Source organism: Pantoea sp. JZ29 (assembly GCF_035190385.1).
Lineage (GTDB): Bacteria > Pseudomonadota > Gammaproteobacteria > Enterobacterales > Enterobacteriaceae > Pantoea > Pantoea stewartii.
In genome coordinates, this window is record NZ_CP045241.1 from 3,212,440 (window position 1) to 3,235,050 (window position 22,611).

Here is a 22,611-nt window from a genome sequence, read left to right on the forward strand (position 1 = left end):
ATCACGACAACTTTCTTCCTGCCAGATAACGTACGCCCTGCGCGCCAAACGTCTCGCGGTGCGGTTGCCCGGCCTGCAAATGAAAAATGTCTCCTACCTGGTAGGTACGGACACCGTCTTCGGTAAACAGGGTGATATCCCCTTCAAGAATCAGCGCCATCGCCTCAAAAGGATGATCGTGCTGGTCCAGTTCACTGTGGGCTTCACGTTCGACAATGACCGGTTCTGCAAAGCCTTTCTCAGCCAGCAGCGTTCTGAATTGATGTTCTGTCATCGGCATCCTCGTCTGTCATTGGGTTTACTGGCAGTGTAGTCACTCGCGTGCTTTTTTGCCGTTACGTAAAGTAGCGCAAGCAAGGTTGTAACAGAGAATCCCGCATGTGTACTTTCTGCTAATCGTCTCGTTAACACGTCATCTCTTAAACGGATTAAGCATGCCGCACAGGGTAAAGACTGCGCTGTTATTGATCAATCAACGTTCATGCAAGGGCCGCATTGATGCCGCCCGCGCCACAGAACTGCTGCAGCAGGCGGGCATTGATCTAATCCTGCCCGCCCCGGGCGATCGACGTAGTTACCCCGATCTTATTTCTGCTTACGCCCACCATATTGATTGGGTGATTGTGGGCGGCGGCGACGGCACGCTCAATGCGGCAGCGCCGGGACTGATGCGCACCGGGCTGCCGCTGGGGATTCTCCCGCTGGGCACCGCCAATGATTTTGCGCGAACGCTGGGAATTCCAACTCAACTGGAACAGGCGGTCAGTGTCATTTGCCAGGGCCATACGCGCTCTGTGGATCTCGGTGAGGTCAATGGTCACCTGTTTCTCAACGTCTCCAGTATTGGTTTCTCGGCTGAGCTGGCTCGTAATCTTACGGCACAGGCGAAAAAGCGCTGGGGCGTGCTGGGTTATGCCTTTGCCGCGTTGCGCATTCTGCGGCAAAGTCGACCTTTCCGCGCCACGCTGATTCATGGCGGCACGGCAACCGCCATTAAAACCGTGCAGGTGTCGGTTGGCAATGGGCGCTTTTATGGCGGCGGAATGACCGTACAGCAAAGCGCCGCGCCTGACGATGGCTTGCTGGACGTCTACAGCCTCGAAATCAAACGCAGCTGGCAACTGCTGTTGCTGTTTCCTTCGCTGCGACGCGGCACTCATGGCCGCTGGCGTAATGTCCGCACGTTCAGCACTACCGCTCTGACACTGCAAACGCGTCGGCCACACTTTATTAATGCAGATGGTGAGATCATCGGGCAAACGCCAGCCCATTTCCGCCTGCTTAATGATGCGTTGAGGGTGCTGGCTCCCGCCCCCTCCGGCAGGGAAAAGCCTTAAGAGCTTACAGGTAGTGCGGGGCGCTTGCGCATAGCGCTCAGCGCCAGGATGACCAGCCCCAGCCCAATCAGCACCAGGAAGTAGTAATTGAGTAAATGCCAGAGCCCGATGCCGGCGATCCCGCCCGCCAGGAAAGAGAGGATCGTGTAGGTATGCAGCCGCAGGCGCTCAACATACAGCGGCGCGTCTTTTGGCGACGCCTTACGCCGAAGCACATCAAACAGCATCGCCAGTTCGATTCCAATGTCGGTGGAGGTGCCGGAGACATGTGTCGTTCTGACGCGCGCATTGGAGATGCGGGTCACCACCGCATTTTGCAGTCCCATCAAAAAACTCAGGCTCAGAATCAACAGCGCGCCGGACGACGCCAGCGTGTAATGGGCTTCGGTTATGCCCAGCGCCACCAGCGCCGCACCTTCCAGCAGAATATTCACAGCGTAGATTGTGCGAATCTGCCGTCGGCGTCCGGCATTAATAATCAGCGTCGATACCATCGCGCCAAAAATAAACATGCAGACAATCAGCAGGAAAAAGATGCCCTGATGCACATTGGCTTTGGCCAGATAATCCGACAGTGAGGATACGTTGCCTGTCATATTGGCCGAGAAGAAACCGACTATCTCAAAGGCAGCCGTGTTTAACGCGCCGGCGACAGCGGCAAGCGTGCAGGCAAGACGGCTGTCCGCGATATGCGTCCGTTCGGTTTCCGTGCTGATCAACATAATGTTCACTCAGATACGATGCGATTGGCTCTATCATTCGCTGAGTTCGTTAAGGAAACAAGCGCTAATTCAGCGACGTAGACCTCCGTCTGCCTGACTCTGTTTCACGAGACGGTAGAAGCTATTACTGTGTCATTCGGCGCGAAGCCGGATGGCCTTTTCGGCTGGCGTGGCCGGTCTCCCTCTTTTCTGCTACTTACCGCCATAGAGAGACTGTTTCGACAACAATGCCGCACCTTATCAGGCTGTGTTCGCGTCTGTTGTGTTGGCCTCTGCTGCCCCGCTTCACGCTGTTCATAGCAACAGCATCAGGGCACATCGTCAGGAGAGCATATGTTATCTCGTCAGATCCGAACGCCGCGATAAAACCCCTCGCTAAAACAGTAATCGCCTCACTTTTCAGCCCGTTGCACCCTACTCTGTGGCAGATCAAGGTACCACGCTGCGCAACGCTTCATGCTTTGCGCTTTGTCCACCGACTCATTTATTAAGAGTATGAAACCGATTTCTAAAGCATTACTGACGTTAACAGCGACAGGATGGCTGGCTGGCAATGTGCTCGCTCAGCCGTTACGCGCACCGCTGCTGGGAAATTTGCAGGCCAGCGCACACCAGCGCTGTGGACAGGACATCACACTGCAACTGCTGAAAACGACCGATAACATCATGCTTATGGGCCTGAAAAACCGGGAAAGTGGCGAAACCGATCTGTTCATGTCCAGCAGCCCGTTTACTGCAGACAATAGCTATTCCCGCTTCGTGCCCGTGAAGTTCGATCAGTTGTCGAAGCACTTTATCGAAACGCATAACGCTGTGCTGGAGGTGATCTGGGGCGCAGCAAAAGACGATAAGAACGTGCTGCGCTATACACTGGCGTTAGGCAGTTACACCTATTCCTGCGGTGCCATTGAGTCCTGGCCGAATGATACGGCAAACCAGTTGTACGGTGAGCCGGATAGCAGCGATGCTGGCACTGCGGCAGAGAAAAAAGCGCTCAGGGAATAGCGCAACCCTCGACCTGTTTAACGGCACGCAGTCTGAGGCGCCCGCGTAAATTGACCATGAATAATGGCAAAGCGTTGTACTACCGTGGCCTGCTCAGCGATAGAGACATTTTTTATCGTCATCTCAAGCGGAAACGTCTCGCTGTACCCGTCCAGCGTAATTTTTCCGTTGCCTGTCCTGACGTTGTCGAAGGTGATATCCCGGTAATCGGGGATCATCGTGCCGCTGGCGTGCGGATCATAATGCGTATCAATGACCACGGGATTGTCCACATCCTGCATACAAATGTTTTGGTAGCGAACCGCCCGCACCTGCCCACCGCGCGAGCGGTCGCTTTTGATGCGCAGGCCATTGGTCGTGCCGGTTAACGTCAGCCCGTTCACCAGCACATCGCTGACGCCTCGGTTTATTTCACTGCCAATCGACATACCATGACCAGAGCCAAACTGGTTATTCACGATGGAAATATGCGAGGCCGGTGCGTTTCCGGCTTTAATCGCCACATTGTCATCACCGGTACTGATCCGACTGTTGATTAACGTAACATCGCTGGACCCCATGGGATCCACCCCGTCGGTGTTTCGTGCCGTCGCGGGCGTGTCGATGGTGATGCCCCATAGCGTAATGCCCTCACTGTCACTGACAGCCACGTGAAAGTTTGGCGCATTCTTCAGGGTGATCTGATACAGCGTGATATCCCGGGCGTGATCAACCTGGATCAGCCGCGGCGCATTTTGCTTTGCGTCATCACTCTTGGCGCTGGCCGCCAGTTGCCACCAGGTTTGCGTCTTACCGGTGACAGAGGCTCCGCCCTGCCCGTCGATCATGCCCTGCCCGTATATCCCGCTACCGCGGACATGACTGAGGGTAATAAACGCCCTGCAACCGTTGCCCTGCGAATCCAGCGTGCCACAGCTTCCGCGCCCGTTATCATACAATCGTGGATCCGGAAGTGCGCGCAACACCGCTCCCTTATCGATGCCCAGACTGACACCCGAAGGCAAAGACAGTGGCCCGCTATAAAATACCTTCGCACGGGTTGAGGGTACTAACAGCACCATTTTGCCGGGCGGGCAGCTATCCAGCGCCTGTTGAATAGTCTGACTGACATTATATTGATCCATGGCCGGGATACGCTGGCAGACCGGCGGATAAACCGGTTGTGTTACCGTTCGTCGATCACCCATTTGTGCCTGAGCAGTAAAACTGATCGCCAGGCCAACAATCATGGCTAACAGAACAAAGGGAGAGCGATACATCGTCACAATCGGGTCAGTCATAGTGAAAGGGGCGACAGAGGGACAGGCCTTCACAATACGCAAGTCCTTCCTGGCAGGTAAAGCAGAAAAATGAGCCCGTCGCCGGAAGTGGTCAAAATGTTAAATTGATGCGCAGGGGTCAGCGAAATAAAAGCGGGATGGCTTCGTTTTCCCCTTTGAAATGCCGCCGTCCACAGCCTGGATACAGAGGATTTTGACCTTTATTCGCCCAAGGGATGGGTTTGACAGCACCAGGGCCAGTGCTACGCTTCTTGTCATATAACCGACTGATTTTTGGCAGCCTTCGCGAGGCCGGGCGGCCATTAAACGCTGAGGTATTGATGCATGATGCTCAGAAAACCCCGTATTAAGGAAAATATAAAAAACCTTAATTTTGAATATCAGTTTAGTCGTGCAGGGTTTATTTTACTGACAAGTATTGTTGTGGCGGCAGTGCTGGGGTTATTTTCTAACGGCCTGTTTAGCGAGCAGCACCTGCAGAATAAAACGCACACCTTACGTCTCGATTACGATCGGTTTGGCCGCCTGACCAGCGAAAACGAAATCAAAGTCTCCATCAAAGAGCTCAACGCACCGGACTATATTCTCAGCTTTGGAAAAACGTTTCTGGACGAATTTCAGATTGGCAGCATTAAACCTCAGCCTGACCGGATGTACAGCGAAAAGGGTTATGTCTACCTGGTCTATAACCACGCCGACAGACAGCCGACCTTCTCAGTCTGGCTGGCCCTTACCCCAAGGAAGCCGGGCGCTTTTAGTAATACCCTGCAGGTCAACAATGAACCCGAAATCCATTTCAGCCAGTTTATTTATCCGTAGGTAACCTTTATGGAAATGGTCCTCAGAGCCGCTGCGATATACCTGATCCTCCTCCTTGTGTTCAAAATTGCCGGGCGAAGAGCCCTGCTTCAGATGACCAGTTTTGATCTGATCCTGCTCCTCATCATCAGTGAGGCAACCCAACAGGCGCTGCTGGGAAGCGATTTCTCCGTCACCGGCGCAATGATCACCATTATCACACTGATAGTGATGGATATGCTGTTTGGTTACATCAAGAGGAAACACAAAGGGTTTGAACAACTGATTGATGGCAGCCCGGCCATCCTGGTTGAAAACGGCCAGCCTTTTCCCGATAAGATGAAAAAAGTGAACGTCAGCGAGGATGATATTTTGCTGGTCGCGCGACAAAATCATGGGCTGTGCGAACTCGATGAAATTCGCTATGCCATTCTGGAAAGTAACGGGCAGATTTCGATTATTCCTGCTGAGAAATGAAACCCGTTTAATCCGTACCTGGCCATGGCGGCATTTCATCATGTGAGAAACGACACAAGGACCGAAAAGTCAGATACGGATCACGCATAACCTGTATAAAATGCGTCAGAAGAGGATTCAGTGACGGCAGGAGGAGATGGGCGGTCGTGGAAAGCTATGACGATATCTATCGGCGCCTCAAAAATGAGGGCTATGAAGCCTGGACAGGAAGCGGCTTTTCGCGAGCCCGTCAGCGGCTCAGCGAGGTGCTTTATGAGCTTGAAGAAGCAGCATGGCTTCCTGACAAAGGGACTGTTCTTGAGCTCGGATGTGGCAATGGTGCCATGGCATCACATTATTTTGCCCGACAATCATTCGTCGTTTACGGGGTCGATATCTCAGACGTGGCGATTTGCTGGGCCCGGGAACGCTTCAGGGAAGCAGGTCTGGTCGCTCATTTTAACCAAGGCAACGTATGCGACCTTTCTCTCTATAACGATGCTCAGTTCGATGTCATCGTTGACGGCAGCTGCTTTCATTGTCTGGTGGGAACACAACGTACACATTGCCTTAAAGCCGTGCGCCGTGTACTGGCCTGTGACGGCGCGTTAATTATCAGCAGCATGTGTGGTTCGCCTAAACAAATAAGCGAATCTCTGCGTTATGCCCCTGGACAGCACCTGTTACTGAAAGACGGCATTCCCTGGCGCACGCTGAAACCGCTGGACGACCTGACCGCAGAAATCACAGCAGCCGGTTTTAACATCCGTTATTTTTCAGTTAATCAGAATTCGTGGTGGGATCATGCAACGCTTGTGTGCCACAAGGCTTCCAGTTAGTGCAGCCCGTCATCGTATTGGTGCGGATTGCCCTTACCCGAATACTTACCGCTTTTTGCCCGACGCGGTTGACAGTTCAATGCCAACAAAACGCCTGTAGACCGTCGGCATCAAGATTCCTGTAAAGATGGCGTAAAAAAAGAGGCATACAAAGCATGCCTCTTAGTGTAGTAACAGGTTAATCAGACCGTAAATAAGCCGGGCTGAGAAACAAACATGCTGAGATTAGTTGGCTGCGCGCTCTTTTTTAATCTTATCTGCGTACTCAATAACTTCTTCGCCGGTCTTACCGGCCAGTGCGCCTTTGATCTTTTTATCAATCAGCGCGCGTCCACCTTCATCACCGCTGCCCGCCTGCATCAGCTCTTTCATGCTGACCTGGCTGAAGGCGACAACCTGAATAGCATCGTTAAACGCGGCGCGCTTATCCTCTGCAAGTGACTCCCGAACTTTTTGAAGCGATGTCTGAAAAGCCTCTTCGGAAGAACCATCGATCTTAGGCTCTCCACATCCTGTTAACGCGAAAGCTAATAAAATGACTGCCACTGCTTTTTTCATATCGTCTTTATCCTAAAAAAGTTCTTCGCAATGGTAAGTTTTTGTGATGTTTTTTGAAAGCGCTTTTTAAAGTTGCATAGTATGTCTACTGAGGATCAACGCTTAAGCAGCACAAACTACACAAGATTTATTGATTGTACGTTGACATACCCTACTTTTCCCACTGTAAGAGGAATACATCAGGTAGAATTCCCCGCAGTTTCTTTTCGTCTGTCAGAACCACTGACCTTGAGTCACCAGCAGCTGCGCGCCGTGTCATAAGCGGCCGCGGGTGGCAGGCATCACAGTCAACTTCATTGTCCTGCTCTTAAATACCATGTTCAACGTATGGGTGACGTAAGTTGTCGCGATTCCGTTAAATTCGGCTTCTACATACATCATTAATTTTGAAGACTTTTTTGATTTTTTAAGACATTGACTGTGAAACTGATGCGAGTGTGAGCCTTGCCGACTACCCCTCCGTGGCCCAAAAGCTTTGTCCCTTTCGGAGCGTGTGCGCCACGGTCCTTCTCCACGTCACGGATAGGAAATTATCATGATTCCGCTACCAGCGAATGCCCCCGTTTTCGTTGGTTTTCCATGCAAAGTTGAACGCAGCGCGACTGGGTTGTCACCAGATGATCCATTAAGCGTTTCGCCGGCTAACGCGCCGTCTGTCATGATGGCGGCGGTCATGCCGTTGTCTATTGCGATCTCAGGCCCTCCCATCACGTTCAATTCGTATTTCATGTTGTTGCTACATTGCACATGTACAAGTGCCTCAAGGGAGGTCCCATCCGCTTTCCCGGCATTTATTACCCCGTAATCAAATCTACGATTGGCGTGTTCAACGAACACGACTCCATTGCAGGATGAGGCGTAACACAGGTGGCGACGCTATCCAGCCCCCACGACACGTCGTAGTAACGTTCGAATGAGTCGTTTACGTTGTTGGCAAAGCGCACCCGGTTAGTCACGCAATCTGTCCTATCTGTGGTATGTATCCACGCATCATTTGAGGCATTCCCCAGTGCCTTCGCGGTCCACGCCTCCATGAAATCAGTAAATTTCTGGTTGGCGCCCTGCATTTCATAGCTGTACCAGTTCGACATCCCCGATAGCATCCGTCCGTGTCGGTGCTTTGTTTCCCCTGCTACAAAATCCTTTACGGGTGGTTGTCCGGTCAGGATTTCTAATGCTTCCATCACGGTGGCTCCCTCCGGTATCCGCTCATCAGTTACTTGCACTCTACTCATTTTCACATGTATTGTTATGGTATCCCTTCCATCGTGTGGCTCCATTTCCGTCCCCGTTACCAGAGGGAAGGGGTATGTCACGGTGGCGGACACTCCCGTCGACATGATGAGCATCAGCCCCATCATCAGTTTGTTCATCTTGTTCCGCCCTCACGCGCATTTTCGTTGTCGATGTTGTCTGAGCGCACGATCCACAAGTTCCCGTGCACCGCGTGTTCGCCGTTGTCGTCTACCCGCCCGTGACCTTTGCGACGGTGTATCATGCATCCTCCTGTGTTTCAGGCTTTCCGCTTATTTGCGGTCTTCAGCAAGCTCTCAGCCCAAATTGTCCAGCGCGCCCGGTATGCCTGCACCCGCGCGGAACGCTCCCTATCAGAAAGACCGCGTGCTCTGAGCTGCTCATCAAGCCGCTGGCACCGTTCACGGTGTTTTATCATTGACCGTTCACTGATGCGGGGTGGATCCGGTGGGCTAAATTCAATACCGCACCCGTCAAAACCCCGGCTCAGTCGGCCGATCTGTGTTTTATCGGGATGAGAGGTAAACCCTGCCATCTGCAAAAACTGATTACAGTTACGCACCGCGCGTTTTAACGCGCCAGCGATGACGAGCCTGTAGCAAGAAATTGTCCATATAGCGAAGGTAATACTGTCCTGTCTGGCAACCGAAGGTGCGGTCCATATGCCAGAGTAAAACCGCCCCTGTCAGGGGGCTGAGTGCGCAGCCACGGGGAATATCGGTTTCTGGCGCACGTATTTCCCCGCCATCCTCCACACTGTAATAAAGATACTGGTCCAGCAAATTCAGGCAGGCAGGGTCCTGGGTAATGCTCTGCCAAATCCGCCAGGCCATAGTCTTCTAAATGTGGCGGTAATAACCGCGAAAATCGGTGCGATAAACATACTGCTATTCTCCGGTCGTCAGTTGCTGCGCCACTCTGCGTACGGCATAATGCGTACCGCCTTGAAAATGTAGACAGTGAGGGTGAACGGACAGGCTGGGAGAAAGGGTCAGCGCCGCCCATTTGAGCACCAGTGCATCGGCAGCCGACCACATTATCACCGTGTCGCATTCGCGACCGACGCCATAGCTGTGAACGGTTTGCATAGGTGAAAGCCGATATACCCCGCGTTCTACCTGCCGCCTGATTAACGGGAGCAGTGTGTTGGCATGATGCCGCAGATGCCAGATATCGGCATTATCGGGCGCACGCCTGCGCTGATAGCATAGCCAGCGCCATGCCTGTAGCCAGAGGCCGTTTATCATTCATAGGCTACCCGCAAGGTGGCATGAGCGGTAAACGCACCTTCTTCAAGCATTTCACCTTCTTTCTGAACCAACACCGCTTCAAGAGCAGGCATTGTCGTGCCGTTGACCTTGACAGGCGAATCCAGCACTAACGGTTTGCCATCGGCATACAGTTTCACCCCCAACGCCTCACGCTCCGGCGTAACAACTGTGGCATTATCGGTGTCAAAGCTGGCTGGCGTACCGCTAACAGTCATCATTAGCTGCCACGCCGAATGAACGCTGTCCTGTTCACAATGCAATGTTACAGGGACAGGTTGACGATATCTCCCTGAAGCGACTTTCTTTATCCCTACTTTGTCACCAAAATTAACTTTAATCGTACCTTCCGCGCTCAGATTACAAGGGGGCGGTTCAATTAACGTTCCTCTGAACTCCAGATTATCAGCATCCGATGCATATCCATTTCCCATTACAATGCATAAAGCAGGTAAAATAGTTTTAACTATTTTCCTGACGCTGAACGGCCTGAAATCGTATTGCTCAGAGAGGTATTGATAAATACGTTTTTTTTTGAGCGTTATCATGGAATAAATCCTGTTTGTTATTACTGGTAATCTATAACCAGAGAAGCGGTCACATGAAATTCCCCCCCAGTAAGTTTGATATTATCTTGCTTCTGCGGAACAGCGTAAAAAGTGGGTAAAGAAGGTGCATTAAAATCTATCCATTCACCAGGAGAATAGCGGACATTATCATGATAAATTGCAATACCTAATCCAGCCTTTGGTGTGGCTAATACTTCACCATTGAAACCCGAGGCAGAGGTATCGCCACTAATGCGTACCCTCTGTTTTGAATTGGTGGCAGAAGAACAATCGAGTGTAAATTCGATCTTCTTCCGATAATGTTCACTATCAATACGTGTTGTCATCAATTCATCGCCAAAATCAACTATGATGTTTCCACCGTCATTAATGACACAAGGCGGTGAGTCTAACAGGGTGCCTGAAAAAAAGACGGATGTAGATGATGCCTGCCCCGGCCGAATAAAAATAAGCATCAACAGCACAGGGAAAAAGACAATAAAAATAAAACCCCATGAAGAATAATTTTTTTTCATTTTCCCTAAACTCTGTTTCTACTGCATATCAACAACAAGCGTTGCAACGCTTGAAAAAGTACCCGACTTGATTTTAACTCCCTCTTTTTTTAGAGGCACAACATAGAAATCAAGAGATCCTCCATCCAAAACCATAGCGGTGCCATTAGCCAGGGTGACATATGAAACTTTATCTTCAAGGTTCAGAACATCATTATTATGATAAATCTTTAACATCAATCCCTCATAATCTGTACAAAGATATTTATCACAACCTACTCCAACGCCACTTGCTTTAAATGATAACGTCTGCACAATGCCTTTCGTTGCTTCAGTACAATCCAGATTAATGGGGACAGCGGTTTTTTTATAGGTTTTACCGTCGATTTTATCAATAAATATATCATCACCCAGAAAAACCTGGATCGCATTTCCATGATTAACGGTACAGGTGACATCTTCAACAATCGTACCTGAAATATTTACAGTAGTTATATCTCCTTCACTCACCGCGCTAGCCGGTAAGCTGCTAATTAAGCAAAAGAAAAATAAAATTTTATTGAGAAAATTTTTCATAAATCAACCTAACAGCCTAATTTTTCAGCACTTCAGGCTGCATTTTTCTCATCAGGGATTGATACTTTACCTGCTTTACACGCTGTTCCATTGCAGGTAAAAGATAAAAGACGTTGACTACCATAATCATTAACAAACATGAGAACAGGCGTCGAACCCAGTTTAGCCGCCTGGACAGGTAGTTTTATTTTATTCTTTGGTGAGACCATGACAGGCTCAAAATCACTGATACCTTTTGCATTTATTGAAGGTCGGCCTTCAACGAAGGTAAAATGATAGGGTGTAGGGTTAGTCAGAACATAACCATCCCCTTGTCTGTTAAGCGTCAACGTTTCAGTTCCCGGCACCACATCTGCCATGCGATCAACCTTAATAGTTTTTGGCCGATAAAACACTTTCATTCTGGTTTGCATAGCCAGCATTAACGTATTCGCTTTATCTGACTTTGGCGGAATTTCACGCAAATTAAAATAGAACACGCTTTCACGATCTTCTGGCAGCGTCTTGATATCCGGCAGCCCCTGAATTCTGACCAATGTTTTTGCGCCGGCTTCGACACGCTGAACCGGAGGAAGCACCATCATCAACCCAGTAATTTTTTTCTCATTACTGTCTTCAATCCATCCCTGTGCCAGGTAAGGATCTTTTGTATTTCTGTTGGTCACGTTAACGCTAATTGATTTTTCATCTTCATTAAACACTAAGCGTGAACGATCTACCGTCAAGGCTGCCTGAGCAGTATGCAAACAGCCTGACATAGCAGAGAGTAATATAGTGATTAACAATGCAATTTTCATACTTGCCCCTAACTGATAATCCGGATTTTTAACTTTAAACTCCCTGCTAAACGTATTCGCTCCTGCGTCTGAAGCTTCCCCAATCACCTTAGAGAATTAGTCATAAAGTTAAGACAGGTGTTATTTTACCGATAAAACAATCAATATTTTCATACCCAGACTAAAGAGAAACTCTACGACAACAAATCTTTTAATTAGCATCTGCGTAGTGAAACCCGCTCATTTAAAACGGATAAAAAAGCGTTATCAGATGATCATGTCGTTTCGGTGGCTTCCGCACAAAAAATATCTTGTCAGAAAAAACAAGCGATAACCTTTTGATTATTAATATTTTTATATCAAGAAGCCATGAATAGCCTGATTTGTTTTAAGCGTGATGCGCCATTCACTAAACAACTGTCGTCAGAATCACCCGCTCGGGCCACAGATATCCCTGTCCCAGGGTCGCACCACTGGCGCGTGCATAGCGCAAATCGCTCCCTGTCTCAATTCCCTCTATCAAAATGCGCTTCGTAAACTGTTTCGCTTCATCAACCAATGGCTTCATTGCTAGAGCCTTTGTTTTAAACCTGCGTATTTCCCGGTAGTCTGTTTTAATACCGTCGAACGTCATTGCTGTGTTATTTAGCCACCTGCCCATTCCGGCTGTGTAATCGTCCAGCCAGATGTCATAGCCGTGGCTTCTACACCAGTCCATGGCTTTTATTACATTACGCTTTTGCAGGGAACTCACTTTTTCCAGTAAAAAGGCATCCTGAACTTCAATATTTATCTTTTTCTCGCCCGCCGCCTCTCTCTGCACGAAAAAATCTAACTCACATCTGTTTAAGAAAATCCTTAATGGCAAATTAACAAAGAGCGTTTCATTCATCCCACCGCCATGAATAATTTCCAACTGCCTCATTAACAAGGTGACATAGTCCTTCTCTGGCAACGCGTTAAAGAAACGTTCGACATTGTCATCGGACGTTATTTTTGACAGCACTTCGTACCCTGCCACCGTGTTATCTTCCAGCCGTACGATCGGTTGCAGTCGAATGCCATTTATCTTTTTTAACATTAGCGCATACTGTAAATGTGGTGAATGCTAGGGATATTCAAGTAAAAAGTTAACAGTTGAATAAAAATCCCCGGGGATAACGTCATTACTTGAGGTATGTATGATACTGGCCTGCCACTGAAGCTCTGTATCACCTTTATCCAGTTCATGTTTTGCTTGCTGCTTGCCGGGTTTAACGATATCCCCCGCACCATCCACGATTTTTAGGGCAATGTCTTTAGAGAGGCCAGTAACAGTGAAATAATCGGCGTTATCACTGCTTTTATTACCATTGAACGTCACGATAACTTGCGAACCTAACTCCAGATCGCATTCGCGAAGCCAAACAGAAAATCGCTTTGGGGCTGATTCCGTATGGTCAATAAAGGTTTTCGCTGCGATTGCACCAAACTCAATCGTCATATCTTCTGAATCTGAATCAATCTGACAGGGTTCAGCGATTAATGCGCCGCTGAATTCAACGTCGGTATCTGCTCTCACCGATAAGCACAAAAAAAACAGCATCAACGAAACCATCACAACTGAAATGATTATCTTTAAGCGCGTAAAATAGGGAATGATATGTCTCATCAGTCATACTCCATACCAACCCGGATAACGGCCGTCCATTCACCGGTTGAAACGGGCTGATCATTGCGACGCAGTTGGGCCTTGAAGACCAGATCGTTTCGCCCCTGACTTAAGGCAATGGGATGCTCAGCAACCGAGGGCATAAGCTGTTCACCGCCGGCATCTTCAATGCGCAACGAATAACCTGATGTGGTGCCTTTTAGGCGGAAAAAGCGTGGATCTGAGGGTTCTTCGTCCCCCATGATCGTCATGCTGGCGACGCTTTGATCCGCGAGCCATAGATTACGGCGCATATCCTGTTTATCATTCAACTGATGTACACCTCCCGGGCAGTCATCCATGACGATATGTATCGCTACCGGAACGGTAACATCATCCGTTTGTTCTAATTCTTTTTGCGATATCGCGCCTAAATCCAGCTCCTGCTCAAGTGAGTCATCAGACAACACACACGGTGAACTTACCAGCATGCCATTAGCCACGATAGCGCCATTTAAACCATCTACATCCCAGTTATCGCTCTTTTTACCGATCGTGCCTGAAGCTATGGCGTTAACAGACATAATCGTGGCAAATAGCAACACGATATGACTAAAGACGTTCATACATCCATCCTGAGTTTAAGCCTGTTTCGCTTTGGCCTGACAAATATCACCGTGACAACTGTAAGGCACCACGGGTTTGCCGCCAAAATCATTAATTGTAATCACATGCGGCTCAGAGAAAACGGCCGATCGCACCATTTCACTGGATTTGGGTGCAATCATGACGGGTTTAAAATCTTTTGCCACCGCCTGACCCGGTTTACCGGTGATACCAAGCACGGTCATGTAATAAGGTGAGGGATTAACGATTTTATATCCGCCGCTCATTTTATGCAGGACAAGCTGGTCATCATGCTCGCTGAAACGTTCAGCCACGATGGCTACCGGGCGGTAAAAAAGTTTAATTTTTGTTTGCAGCGCCAGCTGTAACACATTCGGATGGTCGCTTTTTGGTGGTACTTCTCTCACACTAAAATAAAACAAGCTTTCACGGTCTTGTGGCAGACTCTTTACTGCAGGCAACGACGTGATACGAATAACACTTTTTTGGGATGGCTCCAGCCTTTGCATCGGCGGTGTAACCATCAAATAATCTGTGAGCTTTTTCCCGTGCGCATCTTCAAGCCATGCCTGCGCCAGATAGGGTTTTTTGGTACTGTCATTTGCTATATTCACTATCAGGTTTTTTTCAGTACCGTTGAATACCGCACGAGTCCGGTCCAGTGAAACGGCAGAAAAAGCCTGGTGACTAAAACTAAGACACATAGAACCGGTTACCAACAGGGTTGATATCAATCGTTTATTAATGTTCATGGCTCTCTTATCCAGATAATATTGACTAGCAAAGTTCATTTAAAGATATTAATCATTCGCACGGCAGTAATAACTGGCTGGCTGGAATAATATGCGGTAATGTCGCCGTGCACTGCCTGTTCTCGCTCCATTGCAGAGTGAGTTTTTCGTCCGGATTAACACCCGTGATCCAGGCTAATCCACCATCGCTCACCATTCCTACTTCACGCTTTTTCGCATTCAATATTGAGACCCCAAAGGGCGGATGCTCGCCGTTCGCCATACTCAAAATGGCCACCACTTTGGCGCCTTTCAGCACATCGATATGGCGAAACCCAATTGCGCCCTCGGTCAGTGCAGCTTCTACAACCGGTGAATCCCCCATCTCAACATCGTCCGGCAGTCGATTCACATCCACGCTGACCGAAGAGCGGTAATAACTTGGTACGGAAGGCATCACTGCTATACCAAACATATTCGTATTGCCATCATGTCCAATAGGTACATCCGCTACACCATCGGCACTGATCATCATTCGCGTACCGCCACGATTGCTGGCGCCATGAAGCGCCGCGCCTTCCAGCGTTGCCGTCATGCCCCCACTGACCGAAAGGCTGGCAGAGGTATAACTTTTTTCCTGCCAGCTCACATTCGCCGTCATGTCAGCATGATCGCCATTATGGTTATACATACCGCTGGCCTGCGTGGTGGTGTCGCTGCCATCTCTGTTGCTGCGTGTTCCTGCCGTCAAACGGTAGCTGTCACCGTTTTCCAGCGACTGATACCAGCCCGCCGTCTGGCTGAACGCTTTACCGCCATAGTTACCGTTATAGCTTGCTGTTCCAGAGCCTAAAGGCATGCTCAGGCTAAGCCACAGCGCATCATCCTTTTTACCGTTGTAATCGCTGCGCGACGCAGAGAGTGATGCAGAAATATTGTGCCAGTCACCCACATCGAAATAACGACTTAATGACAGGCTGTAGCGATCCGTTTCAGGCTTATTCCAGTAAGTCTGATGCGACCAGCTCAAGTAGGCCGATAAACGAAGATCGGTAAAGCTTTTACTGGCGGTGACAGTGTAAAGTTCTTTACTGTTACCTCGGGTGCTGCCGTGATAACGGCTGTCGAGATATTCCGGCATGGTCATATAGTTACGCTCGGCGAAACGATAACCCGCGAATGTAATATCACTGTTAATTGAATCGAATCGTTTAGAATAACTGATCCGGTAAGAACGTCCCTGCAACTCCCCTTCATTCGGTAAATTTGCCATAGACTGGGTAATATCTGCCGAGAGCGCGCCGAACTGAAATAAATCACGGCCCAGGCCCACTGCCAGACTTTTGTAATCTGGTGAGAATATCCCACCACCATATAAAGACCAGCTATTACTTATGCCCCATGATGCCTCTGCCGTACCAAATAGCGGTCCTTCCACATTGTGGCTGTAATTTGATGATCGACCGGTGGCAAACTTATAACGAATCTGCCCGGGCCGGGTCAGATAAGGAATGGTTGCAGTGGTTACCTGAAAATGCTGAACGCTACCGTCCTGCTCCGTGACTTGCACATCCAGCTCGCCACTGACTGCACTGTTTAACTCCTGAATGCGGAACGGCCCCGCCGCCACTGTGGTTTCATAAATAATCCGCCCCTGTTGACTGATAGTGACTTTGGCATTGGTGCGCGCAATTCCACTGACTTCCGGTGCATAGCCGCGTAATTTAGGTGGAAGCTGGCTTTCATCACTCACCAGTGAAACACCAGTGAAGCGCCAGGAATCAAACAGATCGGATGAAAGGTAATCCTCACCCAGCGTCAGTTTTGCCATGACAGAAGGCAGTGCCCGATAGGCATAAAATCGCCCCCAGCTAAAGCTTTTGGTTGCCGAGCCGCTGCGACCACCACTTTCGCTGTAGTTGCCCTGCCAGTCACCGCGAAAACGCCACGCTCCCAGATTTACGCCAGCCGTACCGCTGCCGCTGGCCGTCTGCGAACGTGCTCCCTGCGCGGTTTTGGTTACCGTTCCATTCAGGCTGTAATCCAGCATCACTCCAGGGATACCATTCTCCCAACGCGAAGGCGGGAGCCAGGTTGCATCCTGGTATTCCATCCATGCCTGAGGAACTGAAACGTCCAGCGTCGATTGCGACAGATCGCCTTTAAGTATTACCCCGTCAAGGCCGTCGAAATTTGCACAGGTCCCCTCGTCATTGAAAATGATTTTGGCTAATGCATCGGGCCGTAACCCCAGCATGGCGACCTGTTCACGACTTAAACAGGCTCTGATAAGCGATTTTTCATCTCCCTGAAAGGCGGCTTCTTTAAAGGAAATCTCCTGGTCACCAACAGTGCTGCCATTTATTTTTAACGTAAGCAGATACTTCCCCGGCATAATATAACCGGCTTCAGAAAAATGAGATAAGTCAATATTATTACGGTCTTCAGCGTCCAGAATATCCATATTAAACTCAACGGAAAAAGCTGGAAAAATGTAACCCGATAACGCCAGAAGAATACACGCTCCCAGCCTATTACGCGGTAATAACAGTGATTTACCCATTTATATAATCTTCTTAACTTGCAGCATTTAGTCAAAAGCTGAATAGAAATAAAATAAATTTTTTTACTGGTAGGTAACCATAAAGCGTACGGTTCCCGACCATTTCCCCTCTTCATAATCATCGCCCGTCGGAACCACGGCTAAGCGATAGCGTAATTCCGTGCCGTCTTTATTAAGTGGCACCTCTTCCATCATTTCGCCCGGATAGGCAATATGACCGACAGTATCCGACACCGTGAGCGCGAATCCCTGGGCTTCACCTGAAACCGCAAATAACTCAGGGTGGCTCTCTACTCTGTCGCCATCAAAGGTAACCGAAACGCTCTTCCATTCCCCACCGCTGTCACGTTTCAGATCGCAGTTAACCAGCCTTAGCGAAAACGGTAATTGCAATGCCAGTCCACTGCTTTCTAATGACGCTGAAGAAAAGGGTGGAAAAGTAACCTCCTGCCAGACATCATCAGTATGAATACTGCAGGCCGACTCCTGAATCTGACCGTTTACATGCACGCGCCCATGACCGTGATCGACCCATTTTGCGGCCTGAGCAGAAGCCCATATCATTGAAAAAGTCATCAGAAAAAATATGCGCAGGAACATAACAGCCTCCGTCGGAACACCCCTGGTCAATGCTCAGGGGTGTTTTATCAGCTATGGCTATGACTTATTCGTAGGCCAGTGTGAAGTCTGCAATAGAGGTAAATTCACCTGTCGTGACTTTGTCACCCAAACCCTGCAGATATGCTGAGAAACCTAAGGTGTTTTCACCTTCAATCAGTTCGCGTGAAGATGAAGTGCCGCCGACTGGAATGATATTGCTTGAACCATCGGTGATGACAACGCCTGCACCAGAAGCGGTGCCGGTGATGCCGAACCAGGTGTTGTCACCTGCAACCGCAGGGGTACCACCAAAGGTGACTTTCACTGACGGTGCAGTGCTGGTGGTAACGTCGTTGCCATCTTTATCTTTTGATGTGGTGCTGCTCATGGTGCAGTGCTGCAGACCAATCTCGAAATTGACAGGTGTCGAAACGCCACTGTCTGCCAGTTGAGAAGCCGCGATCTGGCCCAGAGAGACTTCCTGATCGGACGTTTCAGGGCTGATAGAGCATGCTGAGTCAATAATTGAACCAGTAAAAGTAATCCGACCCTGGCCTTGGTTAGCAACTTCATCAGCGGCATAAACGTTTGCAGCGGCAGCCATACCCAGGGCGATAGCCAGAACAGACGCGATCTTATTCATTTTCATTACATTCAATCCCATGTTTTAACAGTTTGCTAAAATTTCAGTCCCAAAAATGGTAGAGATTCTCTATAAGAAGTTCTTTTCTGGTGGGAGACGTTTTTATTGTCGGGTAAAGGACAATTCTACCCACCCCATAATTGGCGAGTAGAATTATCTATAAATCGAATTGAATTTAGAGAAAGAGGGAGGGAAAAAACAAAAAACGACATTTTTACTCTACAAAAGTATCAAAAACAGCATAAAAAGCAAAAATATGACACAATTCACACTAAAAAAAAGAATGACACATCGTCAGAAATAATCAACAGGTATGCTGTCTTACAGAAAGCTCATAGCATCAAACTAAAAATTTTAATACACCGTGAGTGACAGACAATCCCTGTGCTTAATTTGGGGTGAGCGAAACATATCGATTTTTTTCGGGTAAATATTGAGCTTAGACAAAAAGCGTTTGGCTCTGATATTTTGTGGATAAGGTACGTAAGCAATACCAACTCTCAGTCCTTAACAGCGTTGCATATCTGAAAGCACAAGATATTGGCTAAAAATGGCATCGTATTATATCGATGCCATTTCTTAATATAATTAAACTGTCACGTTATTTCCCAAATCCCGCAACTTCTCACCCGCCATCAAATTCTTCTCAATCCGCTCCAGCGTGACATTCTTGGTTTCCGGCACCAGATAAACCGTTATTACGATAAACACCAGATTAAAGCCGGTATAAAGCCAGAACGTGCCCGCCGCGCCAATGCTGCCCAGCAGGGACAGGAAGGTGGCACCGATAATCATGTTTGCCACCCAGTTAGTGGTCGTCGAACAGGTGATACCAAAGTCGCGGCATTTAAGCGGCTGAATCTCAGAGCACAGGATCCAGACGACAGGCGCTGCGCTCATCGCATATCCACCGATACACAACATGGTCATGCCCACAGAAACCCAGGATAACCCATGGCTGATCTCTCCCTGTCCCGCTTTCATCAGGCAATAGCCCAGCACCAGCGTAGCAAACGCCATGACTGAGAAACCAATTTTCAGAATCGGTTTTCTGCCCGCTTTATCTACGGTAAAAACAGCAATAAAAGTGGCAAACATAAAGGTCAGGCCAACAATGACCGTGGCGATCATCTGCTCCTGTGTGCTTTTAAAACCCGCCATTTTAAAAATCTGCGGCGCGTAATACATAATGATGTTCATCCCGGTAAACTGCTGCATGCCCTGTAATAACATGCCCAGAAAGACCGCACGCCTGACGTTCCTGTTACTTTTAAACAGCGAAAAGCCCCCCTGCTTCATGCGCAGACTTTCCCGAATCTCGTTCAGTTCCTGACGGGCTTTTTCAGACGTATCGCGCAGCATCCGCAAGACATCTTCTGCTTCAACATGCATGCCTTTTGCTGCCAGCCAGCGCGGGCTGTTCGGCAAGAAAATAACCATGACAAACAGTACGACGGCGGGGATAGCCAGGACGCCCAGCATGGCTCGCCAGTTACCGCTGTAGCTAAAAGCCGTATCCGATACAAAAGCCAGTACAATGCCCAATGTAATCATCAGTTGATACAGACTGATCATTTTGCCACGGACGTTTTCGGTTGCCATTTCAGACAGATAAAGCGGTGCGGTATAGGAGGCTACGCCCACAGCCAGGCCCAGCAGGAGGCGAAAGATCAAGAGCATTTCAACGCTGGTTGCACCGGCTGAACCCAGCGATCCAATAGCAAACAGCACTGCGCCCGCCATCAGACTGTATTTGCGGCCAAGACGATGTGATACCCAGCCATTACATACTGCCCCTATTGCGGCACCCAGCATCATGATGCTCACCACCCATTCCTGCTCATGGCTGCTCAGATTAAAGTGATGGGTGAGAAACGGCAGTGCCCCTGAAATCACGCCAATATCCAGTCCAAACAGCAGTCCTGCTAACGCAGCGGAAACAGAGATAAACAGGTTCATACGGCGAACTTTTTGCTTATGTTCGCTTTGAAGATTGAAAGTATTTACATGAGACATCATTAAGCTCCGCTCACACAACATGTAGTGTCCATGCAGCATATAAAGCAGAGACAGCGGGCGATGAGGGCAAATAAGGTCTGGATATGGACGATTTTACTGATCTCACTCTAAGTGTGATGGAGATCTCATCGACAGAGTGAGCGTCTGTTTTTCGTTTTATGACGTAATATTGCTACACGTCTTTTCTGGCGATAATGTGTAAAACAATCCATTGATGGGCCGCTTAATGCGGCGGACTGTTCAGGTCCGGCAGACACTCTGCAATACTTCACCACTGACGCAGTATATGAATTAAAGCGCTGTCAACATCGCTAAAAATCTGCCCTGGCCGCAACCGGTCTGACGATATGATGTATCGCCCAGACACCCTTCATAACAGAATCCCCCTTTATAATGAAAGCCAGCCACGACTCGCCCGCTTGAATCTCGTTCCGGGCTTATTTCGTTGTCGAGGGTTTATTCGCCGCACTACGGAAATACAATACTGCTCAGCAAAATGCATAACGTTTATCAGGATATGACAGGACGAAGGAAATGGTGTGCGCCGTTTTGGTTCAACCTGTTTTAATGACTGTGCTGTTGGAGCCCTGAGCATAACCTGATCTACTGAATGATCGTTTAAACCGTTGCCAGAACGGGCTGCCGTGAATACATGCTTCAGTTGCGGAGAAAAGTGAACACAGGAAATTAGTCATGACCGGCATCATTTTATTATTACTGCTCATTCTCATCTTGCTTCTGATTCAGGAAGTGCTTGATGAGCGTTATTCACCTCATTATGAAAGTGAGGATTACGATTAAATTTTCGTATTTCTGTCATGGCTTTCAACCTGAACGCTTATAATCGTTCATGACCACCCGACCTGTTTACACCGTTATCGTTTCTGGATCAGCCCAGTTATAAACCGCAAAGACCAGCCGGATATCGCCAGCTACGCTCCCATACCTACGGTGCATATTGTCAATAAAATACGATTTAAGCGAGTCGGGCAAGCTGGCAGCGCGATAGCGAAGCAACGTCGTATGCCAGAATTCAGGCGGGGTCGTTTTTCCACCGTGCCTTTCGAGCAGTAAATCCCGCCACGTCGCTGATGACATCAACGCATTCCAGAACGCAGCTCTTTGCGCGACTGCGCTGCCGTCAGGAAAACCTGCCAGCAACAGCTGATCGGGAAGCGCGAGCAAACGCAATCCCTCTACCCTGAGTGATGAATCCGTTACGCACTGGCGGAAGGTGCCAGTCACTTCGCTTATCATCGGGATTTGCTGGCGCTCGTGATAACGGGCTGGCGTAAGCGGCAGGAAGGTGACATGAAAGTTTTTTGCCTGCATAACATCTGCAAGTGGGTCATCGCGGGTTAAACGGCGGATGTCGTCAAGAAGAGCAAGGATGTCGGGATTCAGATCAGGCAAAATGCCACAGCTCAGCGCTTTAAGCCCGTCAGGGTAAAAGAATTTTTCAGCATGGTGATGCGCTTGCCTGTTTTCCTGTTGCCACAGCCGCAGGGTTTCACTGTTTCGGTCTGCATAGAGAGCGTCAAAATAAGCCGCCTTTTTCACCTTCTCTCCTGAATGTCCCTGAACGATGTGTCCACAGCATAGCCAGACGAGCGGGGAAATACAGCACTTTCTACAGCGGATATATTCCGGCCCACTTCACGCAGGTGGGCCGGCAGACTTAATCTGGCTGTTTATCGCCGGATTCAGGCGCGTGGGTTACATCATCTTCCGCGCCGTCGGTGCCGCCTTGTGACGGGCTTTTTTTCCCCGGTTGATAATCCGGATGGTCACCCTCTACTGGTCTTTCTGTCATACAGGCCTCTCTGGTTAGCAAACCGAACACTAAGTCTGGTTCACAAAAAGCGG

The 22,611-nt window shown here is 49.0% G+C and carries 28 protein-coding genes; 5 read left to right on the forward strand and 23 right to left on the reverse strand.

Annotated features, from left to right (window positions below; all coding sequences use genetic code 11):
• Position 1: 1 nt before the first annotated feature.
• The gene (locus GC090_RS14995) at positions 2–274 is read right to left on the reverse strand and encodes a cupin domain-containing protein (RefSeq protein WP_033737438.1); all 273 of its coding nucleotides are present in this window, start codon (positions 272–274) and stop codon (positions 2–4) included.
• 160 nt (positions 275–434) lie between these two features.
• On the opposite strand from GC090_RS14995, the gene GC090_RS15000 reads away from it, so the two are divergent.
• Positions 435–1,337 carry a lipid kinase gene (locus GC090_RS15000; protein WP_324020259.1) on the forward strand — a complete coding sequence of 301 codons (903 nt, stop codon included), beginning with the start codon at positions 435–437 and terminating at the stop codon, positions 1,335–1,337.
• Here GC090_RS15000 and GC090_RS15005 read toward each other — a convergent pair.
• Positions 1,334–2,059, reverse strand: coding sequence for a YoaK family protein (locus tag GC090_RS15005; protein WP_054688006.1), 726 nt, complete (start codon positions 2,057–2,059; stop codon positions 1,334–1,336). The genes GC090_RS15000 and GC090_RS15005 overlap by 4 nt on opposite strands.
• A 495-nt stretch (positions 2,060–2,554) precedes the next feature.
• On the opposite strand from GC090_RS15005, the gene GC090_RS15010 reads away from it, so the two are divergent.
• The gene (locus tag GC090_RS15010; RefSeq protein WP_050504693.1) at positions 2,555–3,064 is read left to right on the forward strand and encodes a hypothetical protein; all 510 of its coding nucleotides are present in this window, start codon (positions 2,555–2,557) and stop codon (positions 3,062–3,064) included.
• A gap of 17 nt (positions 3,065–3,081) precedes the next feature.
• Here GC090_RS15010 and GC090_RS15015 read toward each other — a convergent pair whose 3' ends face one another.
• Positions 3,082–4,377, reverse strand: a complete 1,296-nt coding sequence (locus tag GC090_RS15015; protein WP_241492890.1) for a glycoside hydrolase family 28 protein — start codon at positions 4,375–4,377, stop codon at positions 3,082–3,084.
• A gap of 291 nt (positions 4,378–4,668) precedes the next feature.
• On the opposite strand from GC090_RS15015, the gene GC090_RS15020 reads away from it, so the two are divergent.
• From GC090_RS15020 to GC090_RS15030, 3 genes are all read left to right on the forward strand, one after another.
• Positions 4,669–5,163: a hypothetical protein gene (locus tag GC090_RS15020; RefSeq protein WP_162286309.1), complete on the forward strand. Its 495-nt coding sequence runs from the start codon at positions 4,669–4,671 to the stop codon at positions 5,161–5,163.
• A gap of 9 nt (positions 5,164–5,172) precedes the next feature.
• Positions 5,173–5,619: a DUF421 domain-containing protein gene (locus GC090_RS15025; RefSeq protein WP_033737433.1), complete on the forward strand. Its 447-nt coding sequence runs from the start codon at positions 5,173–5,175 to the stop codon at positions 5,617–5,619.
• Positions 5,620–5,765: 146 nt separating this feature from the next.
• On the forward strand, positions 5,766–6,437 hold the full coding sequence (locus tag GC090_RS15030) for a class I SAM-dependent methyltransferase (protein ID WP_039342965.1): 672 nt from the start codon (positions 5,766–5,768) through the stop codon (positions 6,435–6,437).
• A gap of 225 nt (positions 6,438–6,662) precedes the next feature.
• Here GC090_RS15030 and GC090_RS15035 read toward each other — a convergent pair whose 3' ends face one another.
• The 20 genes from GC090_RS15035 to GC090_RS15130 all read right to left on the reverse strand — a co-directional run bounded on the left by GC090_RS15035 (position 6,663) and on the right by GC090_RS15130 (position 22,558).
• Positions 6,663–6,995 carry a DUF6694 family lipoprotein gene (locus GC090_RS15035; protein ID WP_039342917.1) on the reverse strand — a complete coding sequence of 111 codons (333 nt, stop codon included), beginning with the start codon at positions 6,993–6,995 and terminating at the stop codon, positions 6,663–6,665.
• 516 nt (positions 6,996–7,511) lie between these two features.
• Positions 7,512–7,724 carry a hypothetical protein gene (locus GC090_RS15040; RefSeq protein WP_324020263.1) on the reverse strand — a complete coding sequence of 71 codons (213 nt, stop codon included), beginning with the start codon at positions 7,722–7,724 and terminating at the stop codon, positions 7,512–7,514.
• A 65-nt stretch (positions 7,725–7,789) separates the two neighbouring features.
• Entirely contained in the window at positions 7,790–8,368 is a 579-nt protein-coding gene (locus GC090_RS15045) for a hypothetical protein (protein ID WP_324020264.1), read from the reverse strand.
• Positions 8,365–8,493 (reverse strand): hypothetical protein, encoded by a 129-nt coding sequence (locus GC090_RS15050; RefSeq protein WP_268747004.1) that lies wholly within the window; start codon positions 8,491–8,493, stop codon positions 8,365–8,367. Before GC090_RS15050 ends, GC090_RS15045 begins: the two co-directional genes overlap by 4 nt.
• A 310-nt stretch (positions 8,494–8,803) precedes the next feature.
• Positions 8,804–9,082, reverse strand: a complete 279-nt coding sequence (locus GC090_RS15055; RefSeq protein WP_058708325.1) for an RNA-dependent RNA polymerase family protein — start codon at positions 9,080–9,082, stop codon at positions 8,804–8,806.
• Between the two features lie 54 nt (positions 9,083–9,136).
• Entirely contained in the window at positions 9,137–9,496 is a 360-nt protein-coding gene (locus GC090_RS15060; RefSeq protein ID WP_324020266.1) for a hypothetical protein, read from the reverse strand.
• On the reverse strand, positions 9,493–10,065 hold the full coding sequence (locus GC090_RS15065; protein WP_226375651.1) for a fimbrial protein: 573 nt from the start codon (positions 10,063–10,065) through the stop codon (positions 9,493–9,495). Before GC090_RS15065 ends, GC090_RS15060 begins: the two co-directional genes overlap by 4 nt.
• A 20-nt stretch (positions 10,066–10,085) precedes the next feature.
• Complete coding sequence (locus tag GC090_RS15070) at positions 10,086–10,601, reverse strand: fimbrial protein (protein ID WP_058708323.1); 516 nt, start codon at positions 10,599–10,601, stop codon at positions 10,086–10,088.
• Between the two features lie 18 nt (positions 10,602–10,619).
• Positions 10,620–11,156: a fimbrial protein gene (locus GC090_RS15075; RefSeq protein WP_058708322.1), complete on the reverse strand. Its 537-nt coding sequence runs from the start codon at positions 11,154–11,156 to the stop codon at positions 10,620–10,622.
• Between the two features lie 32 nt (positions 11,157–11,188).
• Entirely contained in the window at positions 11,189–11,953 is a 765-nt protein-coding gene (locus tag GC090_RS15080) for a fimbria/pilus periplasmic chaperone (protein WP_039342925.1), read from the reverse strand.
• Positions 11,954–12,341: 388 nt separating this feature from the next.
• Positions 12,342–13,013, reverse strand: a complete 672-nt coding sequence (locus tag GC090_RS15085) for an EAL domain-containing protein (protein ID WP_324020267.1) — start codon at positions 13,011–13,013, stop codon at positions 12,342–12,344.
• 27 nt (positions 13,014–13,040) lie between these two features.
• Entirely contained in the window at positions 13,041–13,583 is a 543-nt protein-coding gene (locus tag GC090_RS15090; protein WP_324020268.1) for a fimbrial protein, read from the reverse strand.
• Positions 13,583–14,188 (reverse strand): fimbrial protein, encoded by a 606-nt coding sequence (locus GC090_RS15095; RefSeq protein WP_324020269.1) that lies wholly within the window; start codon positions 14,186–14,188, stop codon positions 13,583–13,585. Before GC090_RS15095 ends, GC090_RS15090 begins: the two co-directional genes overlap by 1 nt.
• 15 nt (positions 14,189–14,203) lie before the next feature.
• Complete coding sequence (locus tag GC090_RS15100) at positions 14,204–14,941, reverse strand: fimbria/pilus periplasmic chaperone (RefSeq protein WP_324020270.1); 738 nt, start codon at positions 14,939–14,941, stop codon at positions 14,204–14,206.
• A 52-nt stretch (positions 14,942–14,993) separates the two neighbouring features.
• Entirely contained in the window at positions 14,994–17,483 is a 2,490-nt protein-coding gene (locus tag GC090_RS15105; protein ID WP_324020272.1) for a fimbria/pilus outer membrane usher protein, read from the reverse strand.
• A 63-nt stretch (positions 17,484–17,546) separates the two neighbouring features.
• Positions 17,547–18,083, reverse strand: coding sequence for a fimbrial protein (locus GC090_RS15110; protein ID WP_162286319.1), 537 nt, complete (start codon positions 18,081–18,083; stop codon positions 17,547–17,549).
• A 64-nt stretch (positions 18,084–18,147) separates the two neighbouring features.
• Entirely contained in the window at positions 18,148–18,732 is a 585-nt protein-coding gene (locus GC090_RS15115; protein ID WP_185199683.1) for a fimbrial protein, read from the reverse strand.
• 582 nt (positions 18,733–19,314) lie between these two features.
• Positions 19,315–20,745, reverse strand: coding sequence for a sugar porter family MFS transporter (locus tag GC090_RS15120; RefSeq protein ID WP_162286321.1), 1,431 nt, complete (start codon positions 20,743–20,745; stop codon positions 19,315–19,317).
• An 867-nt stretch (positions 20,746–21,612) separates the two neighbouring features.
• A complete protein-coding gene (locus tag GC090_RS15125) occupies positions 21,613–22,305 on the reverse strand; it encodes a hypothetical protein (RefSeq protein ID WP_324020275.1) in 693 nt (230 codons plus the stop codon).
• Positions 22,306–22,423: 118 nt separating this feature from the next.
• Positions 22,424–22,558 (reverse strand): hypothetical protein, encoded by a 135-nt coding sequence (locus GC090_RS15130; RefSeq protein WP_255421286.1) that lies wholly within the window; start codon positions 22,556–22,558, stop codon positions 22,424–22,426.
• Positions 22,559–22,611 lie beyond the last annotated feature (53 nt).

Excerpts from the sequence above, each read along its gene's own strand:
- GC090_RS15070 (WP_058708323.1), bottom strand. The coding sequence starts at position 10,601 with ATGAAAAAAAATTATTCTTCATGGGGTTTTATTTTTATTGTCTTTTTC.
- GC090_RS15045 (WP_324020264.1), bottom strand. The coding sequence starts at position 8,368 with ATGAACAAACTGATGATGGGGCTGATGCTCATCATGTCGACGGGAGTG.
- GC090_RS15010 (WP_050504693.1), top strand. The coding sequence starts at position 2,555 with ATGAAACCGATTTCTAAAGCATTACTGACGTTAACAGCGACAGGATGG.
- GC090_RS15100 (WP_324020270.1), bottom strand. The coding sequence starts at position 14,941 with ATGAACATTAATAAACGATTGATATCAACCCTGTTGGTAACCGGTTCT.
- GC090_RS15075 (WP_058708322.1), bottom strand. The coding sequence starts at position 11,156 with ATGAAAAATTTTCTCAATAAAATTTTATTTTTCTTTTGCTTAATTAGC.
- GC090_RS15040 (WP_324020263.1), bottom strand. The coding sequence starts at position 7,724 with ATGAAATACGAATTGAACGTGATGGGAGGGCCTGAGATCGCAATAGAC.
- GC090_RS15095 (WP_324020269.1), bottom strand. The coding sequence starts at position 14,188 with ATGAACGTCTTTAGTCATATCGTGTTGCTATTTGCCACGATTATGTCT.
- GC090_RS15000 (WP_324020259.1), top strand. The coding sequence starts at position 435 with ATGCCGCACAGGGTAAAGACTGCGCTGTTATTGATCAATCAACGTTCA.
- GC090_RS15055 (WP_058708325.1), bottom strand. The coding sequence starts at position 9,082 with ATGGCCTGGCGGATTTGGCAGAGCATTACCCAGGACCCTGCCTGCCTG.
- GC090_RS15085 (WP_324020267.1), bottom strand. The coding sequence starts at position 13,013 with ATGTTAAAAAAGATAAATGGCATTCGACTGCAACCGATCGTACGGCTG.
- GC090_RS15080 (WP_039342925.1), bottom strand. The coding sequence starts at position 11,953 with ATGAAAATTGCATTGTTAATCACTATATTACTCTCTGCTATGTCAGGC.
- GC090_RS15090 (WP_324020268.1), bottom strand. The coding sequence starts at position 13,583 with ATGAGACATATCATTCCCTATTTTACGCGCTTAAAGATAATCATTTCA.
- GC090_RS15105 (WP_324020272.1), bottom strand. The coding sequence starts at position 17,483 with ATGGGTAAATCACTGTTATTACCGCGTAATAGGCTGGGAGCGTGTATT.
- GC090_RS15115 (WP_185199683.1), bottom strand. The coding sequence starts at position 18,732 with ATGAAAATGAATAAGATCGCGTCTGTTCTGGCTATCGCCCTGGGTATG.
- GC090_RS15120 (WP_162286321.1), bottom strand. The coding sequence starts at position 20,745 with ATGATGTCTCATGTAAATACTTTCAATCTTCAAAGCGAACATAAGCAA.
- GC090_RS15020 (WP_162286309.1), top strand. The coding sequence starts at position 4,669 with ATGATGCTCAGAAAACCCCGTATTAAGGAAAATATAAAAAACCTTAAT.
- GC090_RS15005 (WP_054688006.1), bottom strand. The coding sequence starts at position 2,059 with ATGTTGATCAGCACGGAAACCGAACGGACGCATATCGCGGACAGCCGT.
- GC090_RS15110 (WP_162286319.1), bottom strand. The coding sequence starts at position 18,083 with ATGTTCCTGCGCATATTTTTTCTGATGACTTTTTCAATGATATGGGCT.
- GC090_RS15035 (WP_039342917.1), bottom strand. The coding sequence starts at position 6,995 with ATGAAAAAAGCAGTGGCAGTCATTTTATTAGCTTTCGCGTTAACAGGA.
- GC090_RS15025 (WP_033737433.1), top strand. The coding sequence starts at position 5,173 with ATGGAAATGGTCCTCAGAGCCGCTGCGATATACCTGATCCTCCTCCTT.
- GC090_RS15065 (WP_226375651.1), bottom strand. The coding sequence starts at position 10,065 with ATGATAACGCTCAAAAAAAAACGTATTTATCAATACCTCTCTGAGCAA.
- GC090_RS15130 (WP_255421286.1), bottom strand. The coding sequence starts at position 22,558 with ATGACAGAAAGACCAGTAGAGGGTGACCATCCGGATTATCAACCGGGG.
- GC090_RS15060 (WP_324020266.1), bottom strand. The coding sequence starts at position 9,496 with ATGATAAACGGCCTCTGGCTACAGGCATGGCGCTGGCTATGCTATCAG.
- GC090_RS15050 (WP_268747004.1), bottom strand. The coding sequence starts at position 8,493 with ATGATACACCGTCGCAAAGGTCACGGGCGGGTAGACGACAACGGCGAA.
- GC090_RS14995 (WP_033737438.1), bottom strand. The coding sequence starts at position 274 with ATGACAGAACATCAATTCAGAACGCTGCTGGCTGAGAAAGGCTTTGCA.